Source organism: Massilia sp. UYP11 (genome assembly GCF_050434805.1).
In the GTDB taxonomy this organism is placed as follows: domain Bacteria; phylum Pseudomonadota; class Gammaproteobacteria; order Burkholderiales; family Burkholderiaceae_D; genus Telluria.
The window spans coordinates 1-15,354 of record NZ_JBNDJE010000014.1 but is presented as its reverse complement, the minus strand read 5'-3'; the positions used below and the strand labels follow the sequence as shown (position 1 = coordinate 15,354).

The following is a 15,354-nucleotide window of genomic DNA, read 5'->3' as shown; positions in this document are numbered from 1 at the left end:
TAAATAATCAAACGGTCATCCACTGATGTGGCTGACGCGTTATCAACACAGTTTCATCAACGGACAAAGGGTTCCCCTCATGGCTTCTTATTTTTGCCCATGCCCGCGCGGCATGGAAGCGGCGCTGGCCGAAGAACTGGGCGAGATCGCCCAGCTTTCCACCACCTTCAAGGTGCACAACCAGGTGCCGGGCGGCGTGCACTGCTCGGGCACGATGCAGGACGCCTGGCTGGTCAACCTGCATTCGCGCATCGCCTCGCGCGTGCTGATGCGCATGGGCCAACGCAGCTACAGCAACGAGAACGACATCTACGACCTGGTGCTCGAGCAGCCCTGGGAAGACTGGTTCGGCCCCGACCACACGATCCGCGTGGACGTCACCGCCGTCAAGTCGCCGCTCAAGAGCCTCGAATTCACCACGCTCAAGATCAAGGACGCGATCTGCGACCGCTTCCGCGACCAGTTCGACAAGCGTCCTTCGGTCAACACGCGCGAACCGGACATGCGCATCGTCGGCTTCCTCGACCAGCGCAACTTCATCATCTACCTCGACACCTCGGGCGAAGCGCTGTTCAAGCGCGGCTGGCGCGAAGAGACGGGCGACGCGCCGCTGCGCGAAAACCTGGCCGCCGGCCTGCTGCGCGTCTCGGGCTGGAAGCCGGGCGTGCCGCTGTTCGACCCGATGTGCGGCTCGGGCACGATCCTGGTCGAGGCGGCCCAGATGGTGCAGGGCATCCCGCCCGGCGCGCGCCGCCGGTTCGCCTTCGAGCAGTTCGCCGATCACGACCGTCAGGCCTGGGCCGCGATGAAGGCCGCCATCAAGCCGAACCCGCTGCCGGGCGAGCCGACCATCTTCGGCTCCGACATCTCGGGCGACATGGTCGCCATGACGCGCCATAACCTGAAGGTGGCCGGCATCCTGTTCGAGGTGCCGCTCAAGCAGATCGAAGCCCAGCACGTGTCGGCGCCGACCGAACAACCCGGCATCCTGCTCACCAACCCGCCGTACGGCGAACGGATCGGCGTGCGCGGCGACAGCACCGTGCCGCAGGACGAGATGGCGCTGGGCTTCTACTCGGCCTTCAGTACCACGCTCAAGCAGCGCTTCGCCGGCTGGACCGCCTACCTGTTCACCGCCGACCTGGGATTGCCCAAGATGCTGCGCCTGAAGGAATCGCGCAAGACGCCGTTCTTCAACGGCGCGCTCGAATGCCGCCTGTTCCGCTTCGACATGGTGGCCGGTTTCAATCGCCGTGAAGAAGCGAAGCCGAAACAGGACTGAACCCGACTGGACCGCGATGCTGACGCCAACCGACCCGCCCGATCTTCCCAAGGACCCCGTCACCCCGGTTCCACCGCCCACTCCCCACAAGATCGTGATGCTGTCGGCGGGCGGCCTGGCGACCCTGCTGGCGGCCCTGGCGATGCTGGGGCCGTTCTCGATCGACGCCTATCTGCCGGCCTTCCCGCAGATCCAGGCCGAGCTGCGCGCCACCCCGCTCGAAGTGCAGCAGACCCTGACCGCCTACATGCTGGCCTTCGCCGGCATGGTGCTGTGGCATGGCGCGCTGTCGGACGCCTTCGGGCGCCGCAACGTGATCCTGGTGGCGCTGGTGGTGTTCGCGATCGGCACCTTCGGCTGCGCCTCGGCGTCCTCGGTGCATTACCTGTGGGTGTTCCGCATCATGCAGGGCGTGTCGGCAGGGGCGGGCGTGGTGGTGGGGCGCGCCATCATCCGCGACCTGTATTCCGGCACCGCGGCAGCGCGCCTGCTGTCGATGGTGACCATGATCTTCTCGATCGCGCCGGCCATCGCGCCGGTGGTGGGCGGCTGGATCGTGCTGTGGTTCGACTGGCGCGCGATCTTCCTGGCGCTCTGCCTGTACACCGTGCTGCTCGGCTGGTTCTGCTGGAAGCACCTGCCCGAGACCATCCCCGCACCGAAGCGCCAGCCGTTCAACCCGCGCTTCCTGGCCAGGAACTACGGCGCCATCTTCGGCTCCTTCCTGTTCCACATGAAGGCCGGCGTGACCGCCCTGAACTTCGGCGGCCTGTTCCTGTACATCGCGGCGGCGCCCGTCATGCTGCCCGAAAGCCTGGGCCTGGGGCCGTCGCAATTCGCCTGGCTGTTCGTGCCGACCGTGAGCGGGATCTTCCTCGGTTCGCTGATGGCCAACCGCCTTGCCGGCAGGATGGACTTCCCGCGCCAGATCCGCATCGGCTACTTCTTCATGCTGGGGGCCGTGACGTTCAACGTGGCCTACCACGCCTTCCTGCCGCCGGCGCTGCCGTGGACGGTGGCGCCGATGTTCTTCTTCACCTTCGGCAGCTCGCTGATCGCGCCCGGCGCGACCCTGCTGGCGCTCGACCTGTTCCCGCACATCCGCGGCACCGTGGCCTCGTGCCAGTCCTTCGTCTCGACCCTGCTCGGCGCGGTGGTGGCCGGCGTGGTCGCCCCGGCGCTGTCGCACTCGGTGCTGGCGCTGGCCGTCGGCCAGATGTCCTTCGTGCTGGTCTCGCTGGCGTTCTGGGACACGGCGCGGCGCCACCGGCGAAAATTGCGGGCGCAGGGAGAACACATCCCCTGAGCACGAACCCGCCAGGGGCGGGGCTTTATGTCTGAAACTTAAGATTTTTTATGCAACAGTCGTATTGATGCAACAAGCATATGTTTGCTTTCCCTCTGCCGTACGGTTAGAGCGCACCCTCGGCAATAGTTACTACTGTAACTATTGTTCCTAGTCGGAAATGTATATATGCTACGATACGTTTTTTACGTCTGGAGCAGAGGGCAAATCACTCGCCTGTTCCATGGACTGAAGTGTCAGATGTCGTGGCCGCCCGGAACGGTGGGCAACGCCACCAACCAAACCTTCGACAAGTGGCGGCCGTGCTAGAAAACATGCACCAATCCGACCAGGACATCCGCAATCGCTTGCTGATTGCCCGTCTGCCGGCCATGCCGCAGATCCTGGTCAAGCTGATCGAGCACCTGCAGGCCGATGACCTCGGCATGCCGGAACTGGCCGCCCTGATCGCGAAGGATGCCGGCATGACCGGCAAGCTGCTGGCGGTGGCCAACAGCTCCGCCTACCACCGCCACACGCGCAACGCCGACCTCGAGCAATCGCTGGTGGCGCTCGGCACCGACATGATCAAGACCCTGGTCATCAGCGATTCGGTGTTCCAGACCTTCAACAGCTTCCCCCATTCGAACAGCATCGACCTGCGCGCGTTCTGGAAGCATTCGCTCAGTGCGGCGGTGCTGGCGCGCGACGCGGCGCGCGCGCTGGGCTACGCGCATCCCGAAGAAGCCTATCTGGGCGGCCTGCTGCACAACGTCGGCCGGCTGGCGCTGCTGGCCGCGGCGCCCAAGGAATACGCCTTCAATTTCACCGCGCGCGACGACGACGACCTGTGCGCGGTCGAGCAGCGCACCCTGCAGATCACCCACACCGAGGCCGGCGCCTGGCTGATCGAGCGCTGGCAGCTCGATTCGTTCCTGGCCGACGCGGTGCTGTACCACCACGAACCGAGCGAGCGGCTCGAGTCCAGCCATCCCCTGATCCGCATCGTGCGCCTGGCGCATGTGCTGTCCCATCATGCGGACGATGCGACGATGGTGGTCGACGCCAGCGCGCTGTGCGGCCTGCACGCCGGACAAGCGGCCCGGATGGTCGAGAGCGCCGCGCGCCAGGTCGAGCAGGCCGCCGCCCACCTGGGCATCGACCTGACGGGCGCCGACGACATCCCGAGTCCGCCGGCCTATGCGCCGCCAGCGCCTGCCGATCCGGTGCAACAGCGCCTGAACGAGGAAGTGCGCAATATGGTGCTGGTGTCCGAAGTCGGCCAGAGCCTGGCGCGCCAGCAGGGCGAGTCGGGCCTGCTGGACGCGATGACGCGCACCGCGCGCATCCTGTTCGACTTCGACAGCGCCGTGGTGCTGCTCGAGAACCCGACCGGCCAGCTGCTGTCCGGCGCGCCGACCTTCGGCGTGCAGCGCATCGCCGAGTTTACGCTGCCGCTGTCGAAGGGCGGCCCGGTCGCGCGCAGCGCGCTGGAGCGCCGTCCGGCCTTCGTGCAGCGCGCGCGCCACCAGGACCAGCTGGGCCTGGCCGAGGAACAGCTGCTGCGCATGCTGGGTACCGACAGCCTGGTGGTGGTGCCGCTGGTCGTCGGCCCGCGCTGCCTGGGCGTGCTGGTCGGCGGCGTGCCCGGCTGGCAGCTGCCGCATTGCCAGCGCCGCGAGCGCTTCATGCAGGCCTTCGGCGGACAAGCCGCCGCCGCGCTCGAAAACCTGCTGCTCGAGCGCGGCCACGCGCGGCGCCAGCTGGCCAGCGTGGCCGAGGAATTCCGCGACGCCTCGCGCCGCGTGATCCACGAGGTGAACAATCCGCTGGCGATCATCAAGAACTACCTCAGTGTCCTGGACGGCAAGCTGGCGCGCCAGGAGCCGGTGGGCGGCGAGCTGGCGATCCTGAGCGAAGAGATCGACCGCGTCGGCCAGCTGATCGGCAGCCTTGCCGACCAGCGCACGCCGGACGCCGCTCCCCGCCCGCTCGATGCGGCCAAGGTGGTGGACGACGTGCTGCGGCTGTTCCGCGGCAGCGGCTACATGCCGGCCACGATCCAGGTCGTGGCGCGCATGGAAGGCGATGGCGCGATCGAGGGCGATCCCGACCTGCTCAAGCAGATCCTGGTCAACCTGGTCAAGAACGCGGTCGAGGCCCTGGGCTCGCGCCCGGACGGGCGGATCGAGATCGTCAACCGCGGCCACGTGAACCGCGAGCGCCGGGTCTACCTGGAACTCGTCGTCAGCGACAACGGCCCGGGCCTGTCGCGCGAGGTGCTGGCCAACCTGTTTTCTCCGGTCAGGAGCGCCAAGGACGGCCTCGAGGCCGGCGCCAACCGCGGCCTGGGCCTGTCGATCGTCCATGGCCTGGTCAAGCAGCTCGACGGCCACATCGCCTGCCGCAGCGGCAGCGCCGGCACTTCCTTTGAAATCCTCCTGCCGGCGTGGTCCGGCGCCGGCGCGACCCCCGCGTTCCCGGCGCGCGCCCTCGGTTCCGCTTAACCCGCACATGCACGCCCATCCCGCCACCGCCACCATGCCTCCCGGCGACCCCGCTCCCCTTTCCCAGACCCTCGACACCGACAGCCAGCCACGCCTGCTGCTGGTCGACGACGAGCCACGCCTGCTGTCCTCGCTGTACGAACTGCTGCAGGGACGCGGCTACCGTCTTGTGACGGCGCCGTCAGGAACTGATGCTCTCGCTCACCTTTCGCGTCAGCACTTCGACCTCGTCCTGCTCGACCTGCGCCTGCCCGACATCGGCGGCCACGAGATCATGGACTTCATCAACGAGAAGGGCATCGACGCCGACGTCATCGTGATGAGCGGGGAGGTCGGCATCGACGCCGCGATCGGCGCGCTCAAGCGCGGCGCCTACAGCTACCTGCGCAAGCCCTACAGCCGCGAGGAGCTGCTCTCCACCGTGAGCAATGCGCTGCAGCGGCGCCGCCTGACGCTGGACAACGCGCGCATCGCGAACCAGCTCGAGAACTCCGAGAAGATGTACCGCTACCTGGTGGACTCGTCGCCGGACATCATCTATACCCTGAACCACGAGGGCCGCTTCACTTTCGTGAACGACCGCGCCTACCAGCTGCTCGGCTACACCCGCGAAGAGCTGATCGGCCAGCATTACTCGATCCTGGTGCACGAGGAAGACCTGGAGCGGGCGCGCTACGTGTTCAACGAGCGCCGCGTCGACGAGCGCGCCTCGCGCAACGTCGAGCTGCGCCTGAAATGCCGCGGCGGCATTGGCCATGACCGCACCTTCAACACCACCCTGATGACGATCTCGCTCAACGCGATCGGCATGCACGTGCCGGACCAGGAAGTGAAGAAGCTCGAATTCTTCGGCACCTATGGCGTGGCGCGCGACATCACCGACCGCAAGCGCGCCGAAGAAGTCATCTCCTACCAGGCCTATCACGACATCCTGACCGACCTGCCGAACCGTATCCTGTTCAAGGACCGCCTCGGCCTGGCCGTGATCCAGGCCAAGCGCAAGCAGACCGAGCTGGCGGTGATGTTCATCGACCTGGATCGCTTCAAGCTGGTGAACGACACCCTGGGCCACGTGAAGGGCGACGAATTGCTGCAGCAGGCGGCCGGCCGCCTGAAGGAGTGCCTGCGCAAGGGCGACACCCTGGCGCGCCAGGGCGGCGACGAATTCACCATCGTGCTGCCCGAGCTGCGCGACCGCGACGATGCGCGCATGGTGGCCGATGCATTCCTGGAGGTGCTGCAGGAACCGTTCGACCTGGACGGCCATCAGGTGCACATCTCGGCCTCGATCGGCATCGCGATCTATCCGAAGGACGGCGAATCGATCGACGAGCTGCTGCGCCACGCCGACATCGCGATGTACCAGGTCAAGGCGCTGGGCAAGAACGGCCACAGCTTCTACCACGACTCGATGCTCGAAGTGTCGCATCAGAAGATCGCGCTGGAGCAGGCGCTGCGCCGCGCGCTCGAGCACGACGAGCTGGAGATGTTCTACCAGCCGCAGATCGACGCCATGACCGGCCGCATCACCGGCGCCGAAGCCCTGATGCGCTGGAACCATCCGACCCGCGGCCGCCTGTCGGCCGGCGAGTTCCTGCCGTTCGCCGAAGAGAACGGCCTGATGCTGCCGATCTCGGACTGGATGATCGGCGCGCTGTGCCGCGACATGCTGAAGTGGAATGCGATCGGCGGCAGCGAGATCCGCCTGTCGCTGAATCTGTCGCCGCAATACCTCGACCGCGGCGACTTTTTCGAGAAGATGCGCGGCGCGCTGGTGCGCTACGGTATTTCTCCGCAGCAGATCGAGGTCGAGATCACCGAGAACATCTGCATCCGCAATCCGCAGTACGCGATCGAGCAGCTCAACAAGCTGTGCCAACTCGGGGTGTCGATCGCGATCGACGACTTCGGCACCGGCTACTCGTCCTTGTCGTACCTGCACCGCTTCCCGATTCACACCGTCAAGATCGACCAGTCCTTCGTCAAGGAGATCCACCAGGAAGACGGCCACTATCCGGTGATCCTGGCGATCATCTCGATCGCGCGCGGCCTGGGCCTGAACCTGATCGCCGAAGGCGTCGAGACCGAGGAGCAGGCGCGCTACCTGCGCGCCAACGGCTGCCTGACGATGCAGGGCTACCTGTTCTACCGTCCGATCCCGCTGCAGGACTTCATGGCCGCGCTGCGCACCCAGTCGGGCGGCAGCCTGCGCGCGGTGCAGGCCTGACCGCCCATGCCCGACGCCCCGCTGCGAGCGAGCGCCGCGCCGGCTGATAGCGCCGCGCATTTCGCTGCGCGTTCCGCCGCGCATTCCGCCGCGCATTCCGCCGAATTCCTGCGCGTAAAAGCGCAGGCCGAGCGCGGCGTGGCCCAGGCCCAGCACAGCCTGGGCTTCATGTACGCGAGCGGCCAGGGCGTGCCGAAGAGCGACGAGCTGGCGGTGGCCTGGTACCGGATGGCGGCGGCGGCGGGCCTGGCGCAGGCCCAGTACAACCTCGGCGTGATGTTCCAGAAGGGCCAGGGCGTCGAGCAGGACTTCGGCCAGGCGGCCCACTGGTACGGGCGCGCGGCCGACCAGGGTTATGCCCCGGCCCAGTACAACCTGGGCTGGCTGTACGCGAAGGGCCATGGCGTGACCAGCGACGTGGGCCGCGCGCTGCACTGGTTCAGCCAGGCGGCCGACCAGGGCGAGCCCGGTGCGCAGCACAATCTGGGCATGATGTTCGAGACCGGCAAGGGCGTGGCCCAGGACCAGGAAGCGGCGCTGCGCTGGTACCGGCGCGCCGCCGAGCAGGGTTATGCGCGCTCGCAGTACAACCTGGGTCTGCGCTACGAGGCCGGCCAGGGCGTGGCGCGCGACGCACGCGAAGCGCTGGCCTGGATGCGCAAGGCGGCGGAGCAGGGCCACGCGCCGGCCCAGTTCAACCTCGGCCTGCGCTACGACAAGGGTCAGGACGTCGAGCAGGACAGCCGTCAGGCGATCCTGTGGTACGGCCGCGCCGGCGAACAGGGGCACGCCAGCTCGCAGTTCAATCTCGCGCTCATCTACGACTCGGGCGACAGCGGCGGCCACGGCGTGGCGCGCGACGAGGCGCTGGCCCTGGCCTGGTACCGGCGCGCGGCGGAGCAGGGGCATGCCGGCGCCCAGAACAGCCTCGGCATGCGCCATGAACATGGGCAGGGCGTGGCGGTTGACGCGGCGCAGGCGGCCGCCTGGTACCGGCGCGCGGCCGAGCAGGGACTGCCGGCGGCCCAGTATCACCTGGGACAGTTGCTCGATGCCGGCAACGGGGTCGGGCAGGATCCGGCCGAGGCGACCGGGTGGTATCGCAAGGCGGCCGAGCAAGGCCACTTGCGGGCCCAGTTCGACCTGGGCCTGCGTTTCGAGGCCGGCAACGGCGTCGAACAGGACAGCGCGCAAGCCCTGGCCTGGTACCGGCGCGCGGCCGGCCAGGATTACGCGCCGGCCCAGTACATGGTCGGCGCGCTGCTCGACCGGCTGGAAAACGGCGACCCGTTCGAAGCGACCGACTGGTTCCACAAGGCGGCCGACCAGAAGCACGCGCTGGCGCAGTTCGAGCTGGGGTTGCGCTACGACTGCGGCAAGGGCGTGGAGCGCGACTACGAGGCGGCCCATTTCTGGTACCTGTGCGCCGCGCGCCAGGGCCATGCGCGGGCCCAGTTCAACCTCGGCGTGATGTACGCGGCGGGGCAGGGCGCCCAGCGCGACCTGGTCGAGGCCTACGCCTGGCTGCACCGGGCCGGCGCCGCCGGCGTGGCGCCGGCCAGCGCCTACCTGACGAAGGTCGCGCGCAGGATGGAAGCGCATCAGTTGTCCCAGGCGGAGCGCTTGATTTCGGCCTGACGTCCCGCATTTGAACCGTCGGCAGGCGCACATCCCTGCGCCAGCGCACCGTACACGTATGCACGCCGCGTTATACTGTATGCCCATACAGTCAGGTGCGCGCGATGGAACTCAACGACAAGCTCGAAATCCTGGCCGACGCGGCCAAGTACGACGCATCCTGCGCCAGCAGCGGCGCACCCAAGCGCGGCTCCGAGGGCAAGGACGGCCTGGGCGCCACCACCGGCATGGGCATCTGCCACAGCTATACGCCGGACGGCCGCTGCGTTTCGCTGCTCAAGATCCTGCTCACCAACTTCTGCATCTACGACTGCCAGTACTGCATCAACCGGCGCACTTCGAACGTGCCGCGGGCGCGCTTCGCGGTCGATGAAGTGGTCAAGCTGACCCAGGATTTTTACCTGCGCAACTACATCGACGGCCTGTTCCTCAGCTCGGGCATCATCCAGTCGGCCGACTACACGATGGAGCAGCTGGTCGCGGTGGCGCGCCAGTTGCGCGAGGTGCACCAGTTCCGTGGCTACATCCACCTCAAGACCATCCCCGACGCCGATCCATTGCTGATCCAGGAAGCCGGCCGCTGGGCCGACCGCCTGTCGGTGAACATCGAGCTGCCGACCCACGACAGCGTGACCCGCCTCGCGCCCGAAAAAAGCGTCCACACGATCAAGCTGGCGATGGGCTCGATCCGGCGCAAGCTGGACGAAAAAGCCGAAGAGCCGAAGGCGCCGGCCTTCGCGCCGGCCGGCCAGAGCACGCAGATGATCGTCGGCGCCGACGCCAGCGACGACCACACCATCCTGAACACGGCCGAGACGCTGTACGGCAGCTACAAGCTCAAGCGCGTGTACTACTCGGCCTTCAGCCCGATCCCGCAAAGCCCCGGCAGCGTGCCGCTGGCGCCGCCGCCGCTGCTGCGCGAGCACCGCCTGTACCAGGCCGACTTCCTGTTGCGCGGCTACGGCTTCACGGCCGGCGAACTGATGCCGACGTCGGGCAACCTGGCGCTGGACGTCGATCCCAAGCTGGCCTGGGCCCTGGCCAACCGCGAGCACTTCCCGATGGACCTGAACCGGGTCGACGCCTCCCTGATCCCGCGCATTCCCGGCATTGGCCTGCGCAATGCCAAGCGCCTGGTGGACCTGCGCCGCCTGCGCCGCATCCGCTGGGAAGACCTGTCGCGCCTGCGCTGCAGCCTCAAGAAGCTCGCGCCCTTCGTCGTCACCGCCGACTACAAGCCGGCGCAGGGCGCGACCAGTTCCGACCTGCTGCGCAAGCACATGGCCGATGCGCCGCAGCAGATGAACCTGTGGCCCGAATTGCAGGCCGCATGAATTCCCAGTCCAACGCCGCGGCCCTCGCCGCCACGGCGGTGGCGAGCGTGCATGCGGGCCGGCCGCTGCTGGTGGACGGCTTCACCACATGGCGCGCGGTGGCGCGCGAACTGCTGCACGCCGGCGTGCCGCCCGAGGCGGTGACCTGGGGCGCGCCGGGCGCCGACCTGTTCTCGGGTGCGCCGGCTTCCAACGCGGCTGCGCATAATGGGGGCGACCTCCTGTCGTCCCCGACTGAACCGCAAGCGGCCGGGCAGGAGCCTTCCAATGCAACGGCGCCAAGGCCGCCGAGGCCACACATTCCGCGCTCCCTGATGGAGATGCTGCAGACCGCCGCCTGCTACCGCGACCATGACCGCTGGGCCTTCCTGTACCGGGTGATCTGGCGCTGGCAGCAGGGCGAGCACGACGTGCAGTCGCCGGCCGACCCGGACGGGCAGCGGCTGCATGCGATGGTCAAGGCGGTGCGCCGCGAGGTACACGATATGCATGCCTACATCCGTTTCCGCGAACGGCCGTTCGAGGCCGGCGCGCCCCATTTCGTGGCCTGGTTCGAACCCGCCCACGACGTCCTGCCGCAGGTGGCCGAGCATTTCGTGGCGCGCATGGGCAAGGTGAGCTGGATGATCGCCACGCCCGACGCCAGCGTGCTGTGGGACGGCGCCACCCTGCACCATACCGGCCCGCTGCTGTCGAGCGCGGCCGACCTGACTGATGCCGGCGAGGCGCTGTGGCTGACCTATTACCGCAGCATCTTCAACCCGGCGCGCCTGAATACCCAGGTCATGAACAGCCACATCCCGTCGCGCTTCTGGAAGAACCTGCCGGAAGGCGCGCTGGTGCCGTCCCTGGTGAGCCAGGCCGGCCTCGGCGCGCGCCGCATCGGCCAGGTCGAGGCGGTAGGCCGGCGCAGCGGCCGCACGATCCCGATCGACGCCGAGCAGGCGCAGCCCGAGCGGCAGCAGCCGTCGAAGCTGGACGAGTGCCGGCGCTGCGCGCTGTGGGAACACGCGACCCAGGCGGTCGGCGGCGAAGGGCCGCGACACGCGCAGATCATGCTCGTCGGCGAGCAGCCGGGCGACCAGGAAGACCTGGCCGGCCAGCCCTTCGTCGGCCCGGCCGGCAAGCTGCTCGACCGCGTGTTCGAAGAGGCCGGCGTGGAGCGCAAGAGTGTCTACATCACCAACGCCGTCAAGCATTTCAAGTGGGAGCCGCGCGGCAAGCGGCGCCTGCACAAGACGCCGGCGCAGAAGGAGATCGAGGCCTGCCACTACTGGCTCGAGAAAGAGGTCGCCTCGCGCAAACCCAAGGTCATCGTCGCCATGGGCGCGACCGCGCTCAAGTCGGTGCTGCAGACCGGCAGCGTGACCCTGAAGGACAAGCTGGGGCGGCCCGTGCGCCATGGCGACAGCTGGGTGGTGACGATCTACCATCCGTCGTACGTGCTGCGCGTGCCGGACGAAGCGTCCAAGCAGGAGGCGTTCTCGGTGATGGTCAAGGGCTTGCGGCTGGCGCAGGAATTATTGGCCCGGCCAGATGCGCCGGAACCGCCGGAAAGCTGACATATGCACACTATGCGCCGCTCATGTAATTGAAACAGCCGCGTTACAGCCGGGTGGCCGACGCGGTCCTTGACGTAAGATCTGGTGGTGTTCCACAACCGGATTTTTTCATGAGCAAACTTGCCGTATCCGCTTTCTGTCTATCCCTGCTGGCTGCACCCGCATGGGCGCAATCGGAAGACGTGCCAACCCCGGCGCAGGCCGCCGTCGATGCCGGCGCGGCCGAACCGGCGCCGGAACGGATCCCACGTCGTGGCCCAGCGCCCAGGTCCGGGCATGTGGAAAGTGTCGAAGGGCGAGCACGTGCTGTGGGTGTTCGGCATGTACGGTCCGCTGCCGAAAGACATGCAGTGGCGCTCGCATGAGGTCGAAAACGTCATCCGGAATTCGCAGGAATACCTGTCGGCGCCAAGCGCCTCGGCCAAGCCGGGTTTCTTCAAGTCGATCACGCTGCTGCCAAGCATGATCGGGGTGCGCAAGAATCCGGACGGCGCCACCTTGCGCGACCTGATGCCGGCTGACGAATATGCGCGCTGGAGCGCGCTCAAGGCCAGGTACTTGCCGGACAACGACGACGACGTCGAGCGCGAGCGCCCGATCTTCGCGGCCGAGGTGCTGGCGAACGCCGCGCGCAAGCAGGCCGGCCTGGTCGACGGTTACGTGGTGCGCAAGCAGGTGCTGGACCTGGTGCAGAAGGCGAAGTTGAAGGAGACCTCGTCGACGTACCAGCTGCCGATGGACAATGCGCGCACGGTGCTGAAGAACTTCAAGAAGTCGACCCTGGGCGACGCCGCCTGCCTGGCGCGCACGATGGCCACGCTGGAGCAGGACATCGAGGCCGCCAGCCGGCGCGCCGATGCCTGGGCCAAGGGCGACATCGAAGCGATGCGCAAGCTGGACTTCGCCAGCCGCGAAGAGGCTTGCTTCGGCGCGCTGATGAACAGTACGGCGTTCGATGCCGAACCCGAATTCAGGCATATGAAGACGCGTGCGAACGAGAAATGGATCGCCTCGGCCGAGAAGGCGCTCGCGGCCAATGCTTCGACCTTCGCCGTGCTGAAGATTGGCGATATCCTCGACCCGGGCGGCGTGATCGCGGCGCTGGCGGCGAAGGGATATGCGGTCGAGCAGCCGGATTGATCCCCGGCAGACGCGGGTTGGGCGGAAAATTGTCAAACCGCCCCGAACGCGCGTAGAATGTTGCCAACGCGGGTGTAGTTCAATGGTAGAACGGCAGCTTCCCAAGCCCCTCCACATCAAGAACAACCACTGTTCATGCACGTTTCCCCCACGCGAGACATCCGTTCGACCAAAAAACCACTTAAATCAAGGGGTTAGGTACCATCACATTTTCGACCCCTCATTGTTTTCGAAAAGCTGTTGATGTGATCAATAAAGAACGTGGAGTCGTTCGCGTTGTCCGGTTCACCGTTTTCCTAGATGGTTCCCGTATTGCAATAATCGGAAGCCGTCAATGGATCAGCATCATCTGAACTACAAAAATCTAATTCAACTCATTCCTGCTCTGCATGAGATAACCGGGCCAGTGAGGCTCGTTGCGCTAGGGTACGGAGATGTACATGTGGATGTGATAAAGCGGAATCGTCACCGCCTAGTGCTTCGTATGAGCCACTACCTCGAGCGGCGGGATGGTACAGCGATACCTGATCCTGACATGACCCTCGAGGTGTACTCGGTGGCCGAAACCGTCAGTGCGCTGACCTACTGCGATTGCTTTGGCTCGCGGAGAGTGTTCTGTCCGGAACTGATGGCTATCAGCCCCTTGGCTAAGGCAGAGCTAAATAATTTCCTCAGACAATGGCTGACGAAACTAATTGCCGAGGGCCGGCAGCTGCCGGTGGGCGAAATTTCTTAGCTGTGCTGGGCCAGGCTTGACCTGGCACATCGCCCTCGCTGCTAGGAGATACCCAGTTCAGACATCGCAGCAAATTCTTCCCCGCTCGATGAGCTTTGCATAGCTACTCATTGGACTGCCTCGTCCCCAATGCATCAGCGTTGTGCCATCTATCGCATCTTATATGGCATAGATGGCGAAGGATTTGGGTTCAGGCCTTCGAAGGGCTTGATATAGCCTTTCACAAGACTATCTACTTCCCCATGCGTCAGCGTTGCGCCATCGTCCGCATCATTTATGGAAGTGATGGTTCAGAATCTGCTTGCATTGTTGCGAGTGATGCGATATCGTTAGGTCATCGATGGCGCATCGATGCGTACTCGCTAACAATCACCTCATGGAGCAAGAAATGGGAAATATAACCGCAGTAGTCGTGATGACGGCCCGTGGGCCGGACCGTATCCTCCAGGAGGGTGGAAGCCAAGCATGGGTACTCAACCCTAAGAATGCAGTCAAACATGACTACCTCATTACGGTCCAGAACCGTCACAACGGCCAGTGGGGCGGTGCTACAGAACCTCACGGCACTGCGTTCCTGATCGGAAAAATCTCTGCGGTCGTTCCGAGTCCTGAGCCTAAGTCTAAGGGACGGTACTTAGTCAGGATTAGTGAATACGCGCGCATCAGCGTACCGTCCAAGTGGCGCGGAAGCAATCCAGTGCGCTACTTAGACATCCAAAAGGAGTTCGGTATCGATCCCGATACGCTCGACTTTGTGCCAGTGCCTGCTCCTGATGTTGAGCATTCAGAAGCTGCTGAAGATACTCAACTTGACGGCGATTTTGAGCCAAGCGAAGGGCTCGTATTAACCATCGCTCAGGCTAAGACTGGTCTCGCTGCAAAATTCGGTGTCAGCGAAAACCAGATTGAGATCATCATTAAGGCGTAGAACCCGGGCTGAGTGTCGCGCTAGGTAGGCGACCACTCGGCCGATTAGCGCATGATGTGTTGGCATTATTGATCATGGATGCCATCCGCCACTCTCAATTCTTGTGCGTACGTGAACTTTAAACTGCTCCGGAGTCAGCTCAGCTTTGCGGGAATGACGGTGCAGGTTGCAGAACCGGCAGGCGGCAGCGATGTTGGAAGCCAGGTTGCTACCGCCATCTTTTTTTGCGCAGAGATGCTCCGCCGTGCACTGAAAACGGCGAGCTTGTTTTACTGTGAGCTTGTGTTTGGCCGCGAAGCGTGAAGGTTCTGAAAGCCACATTGGACTGTGACAGTAGATGCAGCGACCATGCTGGCGCAGAAATGCACGTGCGCGAACGCGCTGTAGAGTTTTGGGCATCAAGGCTCCTTTGTTAGAGAAACCCGTCTGCTCTCAGAACATCGCGGGAACCACCAGACTCAGTCTAGGTGGCACATCGAACGACCTCATGGTACGTCCTGGCTGAGTTTGCCCGATTTACAAAGTTGATGCAAGTGCCCGCTCAACGCAACTACAGCCTGCACATGAATGCTACGCGCGAATCATTGCTTAACCCAGCTTCGCTTTGATCAGCTGGTAATTGGCCTTCCCCCATCGTCACGGACACTTCCGTTAGGCGCATTTTAGATTTTCAAACTGTACCGGGCTGATGTAGCCGATAGTGGAATGACGCCGG

The 15,354-nt window shown here is 65.2% G+C and carries 11 protein-coding genes; 10 read left to right on the top strand and 1 reads right to left on the bottom strand.

Annotated elements, in window-relative coordinates:
• Positions 1-79: 79 nt before the first annotated feature.
• The 10 genes from ABIB38_RS17290 (at position 80) to ABIB38_RS17245 (ending at position 14,639) form a co-directional block, all read left to right on the top strand.
• The gene (locus tag ABIB38_RS17290; RefSeq protein WP_429205697.1) at positions 80-1,282 is read left to right on the top strand and encodes a THUMP domain-containing class I SAM-dependent RNA methyltransferase; all 1,203 of its coding nucleotides are present in this window, start codon (positions 80-82) and stop codon (positions 1,280-1,282) included.
• Between the two features lie 16 nt (positions 1,283-1,298).
• Positions 1,299-2,588, top strand: coding sequence for a multidrug effflux MFS transporter (locus tag ABIB38_RS17285; RefSeq protein ID WP_429205695.1), 1,290 nt, complete (start codon positions 1,299-1,301; stop codon positions 2,586-2,588).
• A 314-nt stretch (positions 2,589-2,902) separates the two neighbouring features.
• Positions 2,903-5,074 (top strand): HDOD domain-containing protein, encoded by a 2,172-nt coding sequence (locus tag ABIB38_RS17280; protein WP_429205693.1) that lies wholly within the window; start codon positions 2,903-2,905, stop codon positions 5,072-5,074.
• A 34-nt stretch (positions 5,075-5,108) separates the two neighbouring features.
• On the top strand, positions 5,109-7,301 hold the full coding sequence (locus ABIB38_RS17275; protein WP_429205847.1) for a putative bifunctional diguanylate cyclase/phosphodiesterase: 2,193 nt from the start codon (positions 5,109-5,111) through the stop codon (positions 7,299-7,301).
• 6 nt (positions 7,302-7,307) lie between these two features.
• Positions 7,308-8,939: a tetratricopeptide repeat protein gene (locus tag ABIB38_RS17270; protein ID WP_429205691.1), complete on the top strand. Its 1,632-nt coding sequence runs from the start codon at positions 7,308-7,310 to the stop codon at positions 8,937-8,939.
• 104 nt (positions 8,940-9,043) lie between these two features.
• The gene (locus ABIB38_RS17265; RefSeq protein ID WP_429205689.1) at positions 9,044-10,273 is read left to right on the top strand and encodes a putative DNA modification/repair radical SAM protein; all 1,230 of its coding nucleotides are present in this window, start codon (positions 9,044-9,046) and stop codon (positions 10,271-10,273) included.
• Positions 10,270-11,835 carry a UdgX family uracil-DNA binding protein gene (locus tag ABIB38_RS17260; protein WP_429205687.1) on the top strand — a complete coding sequence of 522 codons (1,566 nt, stop codon included), beginning with the start codon at positions 10,270-10,272 and terminating at the stop codon, positions 11,833-11,835. Before ABIB38_RS17265 ends, ABIB38_RS17260 begins: the two co-directional genes overlap by 4 nt.
• 252 nt (positions 11,836-12,087) lie before the next feature.
• Positions 12,088-12,975, top strand: coding sequence for a TraB/GumN family protein (locus ABIB38_RS17255; protein ID WP_429205686.1), 888 nt, complete (start codon positions 12,088-12,090; stop codon positions 12,973-12,975).
• Between the two features lie 334 nt (positions 12,976-13,309).
• On the top strand, positions 13,310-13,711 hold the full coding sequence (locus ABIB38_RS17250; protein WP_429205684.1) for a DUF1249 domain-containing protein: 402 nt from the start codon (positions 13,310-13,312) through the stop codon (positions 13,709-13,711).
• A gap of 376 nt (positions 13,712-14,087) precedes the next feature.
• A complete protein-coding gene (locus tag ABIB38_RS17245) occupies positions 14,088-14,639 on the top strand; it encodes a hypothetical protein (RefSeq protein WP_429205683.1) in 552 nt (183 codons plus the stop codon).
• A 72-nt stretch (positions 14,640-14,711) separates the two neighbouring features.
• Here ABIB38_RS17245 and ABIB38_RS17240 read toward each other — a convergent pair whose 3' ends face one another.
• Positions 14,712-14,960: an HNH endonuclease gene (locus tag ABIB38_RS17240; RefSeq protein ID WP_429205846.1), complete on the bottom strand. Its 249-nt coding sequence runs from the start codon at positions 14,958-14,960 to the stop codon at positions 14,712-14,714.
• Between the last annotated feature and the right edge of the window lie 394 nt (positions 14,961-15,354).

Excerpts from the sequence above, each read along its gene's own strand:
- ABIB38_RS17245 (WP_429205683.1), top strand. The coding sequence starts at position 14,088 with ATGGAGCAAGAAATGGGAAATATAACCGCAGTAGTCGTGATGACGGCC.
- ABIB38_RS17265 (WP_429205689.1), top strand. The coding sequence starts at position 9,044 with ATGGAACTCAACGACAAGCTCGAAATCCTGGCCGACGCGGCCAAGTAC.
- ABIB38_RS17280 (WP_429205693.1), top strand. The coding sequence starts at position 2,903 with ATGCACCAATCCGACCAGGACATCCGCAATCGCTTGCTGATTGCCCGT.
- ABIB38_RS17285 (WP_429205695.1), top strand. The coding sequence starts at position 1,299 with ATGCTGACGCCAACCGACCCGCCCGATCTTCCCAAGGACCCCGTCACC.
- ABIB38_RS17250 (WP_429205684.1), top strand. The coding sequence starts at position 13,310 with ATGGATCAGCATCATCTGAACTACAAAAATCTAATTCAACTCATTCCT.
- ABIB38_RS17260 (WP_429205687.1), top strand. The coding sequence starts at position 10,270 with ATGAATTCCCAGTCCAACGCCGCGGCCCTCGCCGCCACGGCGGTGGCG.
- ABIB38_RS17290 (WP_429205697.1), top strand. The coding sequence starts at position 80 with ATGGCTTCTTATTTTTGCCCATGCCCGCGCGGCATGGAAGCGGCGCTG.
- ABIB38_RS17275 (WP_429205847.1), top strand. The coding sequence starts at position 5,109 with ATGCCTCCCGGCGACCCCGCTCCCCTTTCCCAGACCCTCGACACCGAC.
- ABIB38_RS17240 (WP_429205846.1), bottom strand. The coding sequence starts at position 14,960 with ATGTGGCTTTCAGAACCTTCACGCTTCGCGGCCAAACACAAGCTCACA.
- ABIB38_RS17270 (WP_429205691.1), top strand. The coding sequence starts at position 7,308 with ATGCCCGACGCCCCGCTGCGAGCGAGCGCCGCGCCGGCTGATAGCGCC.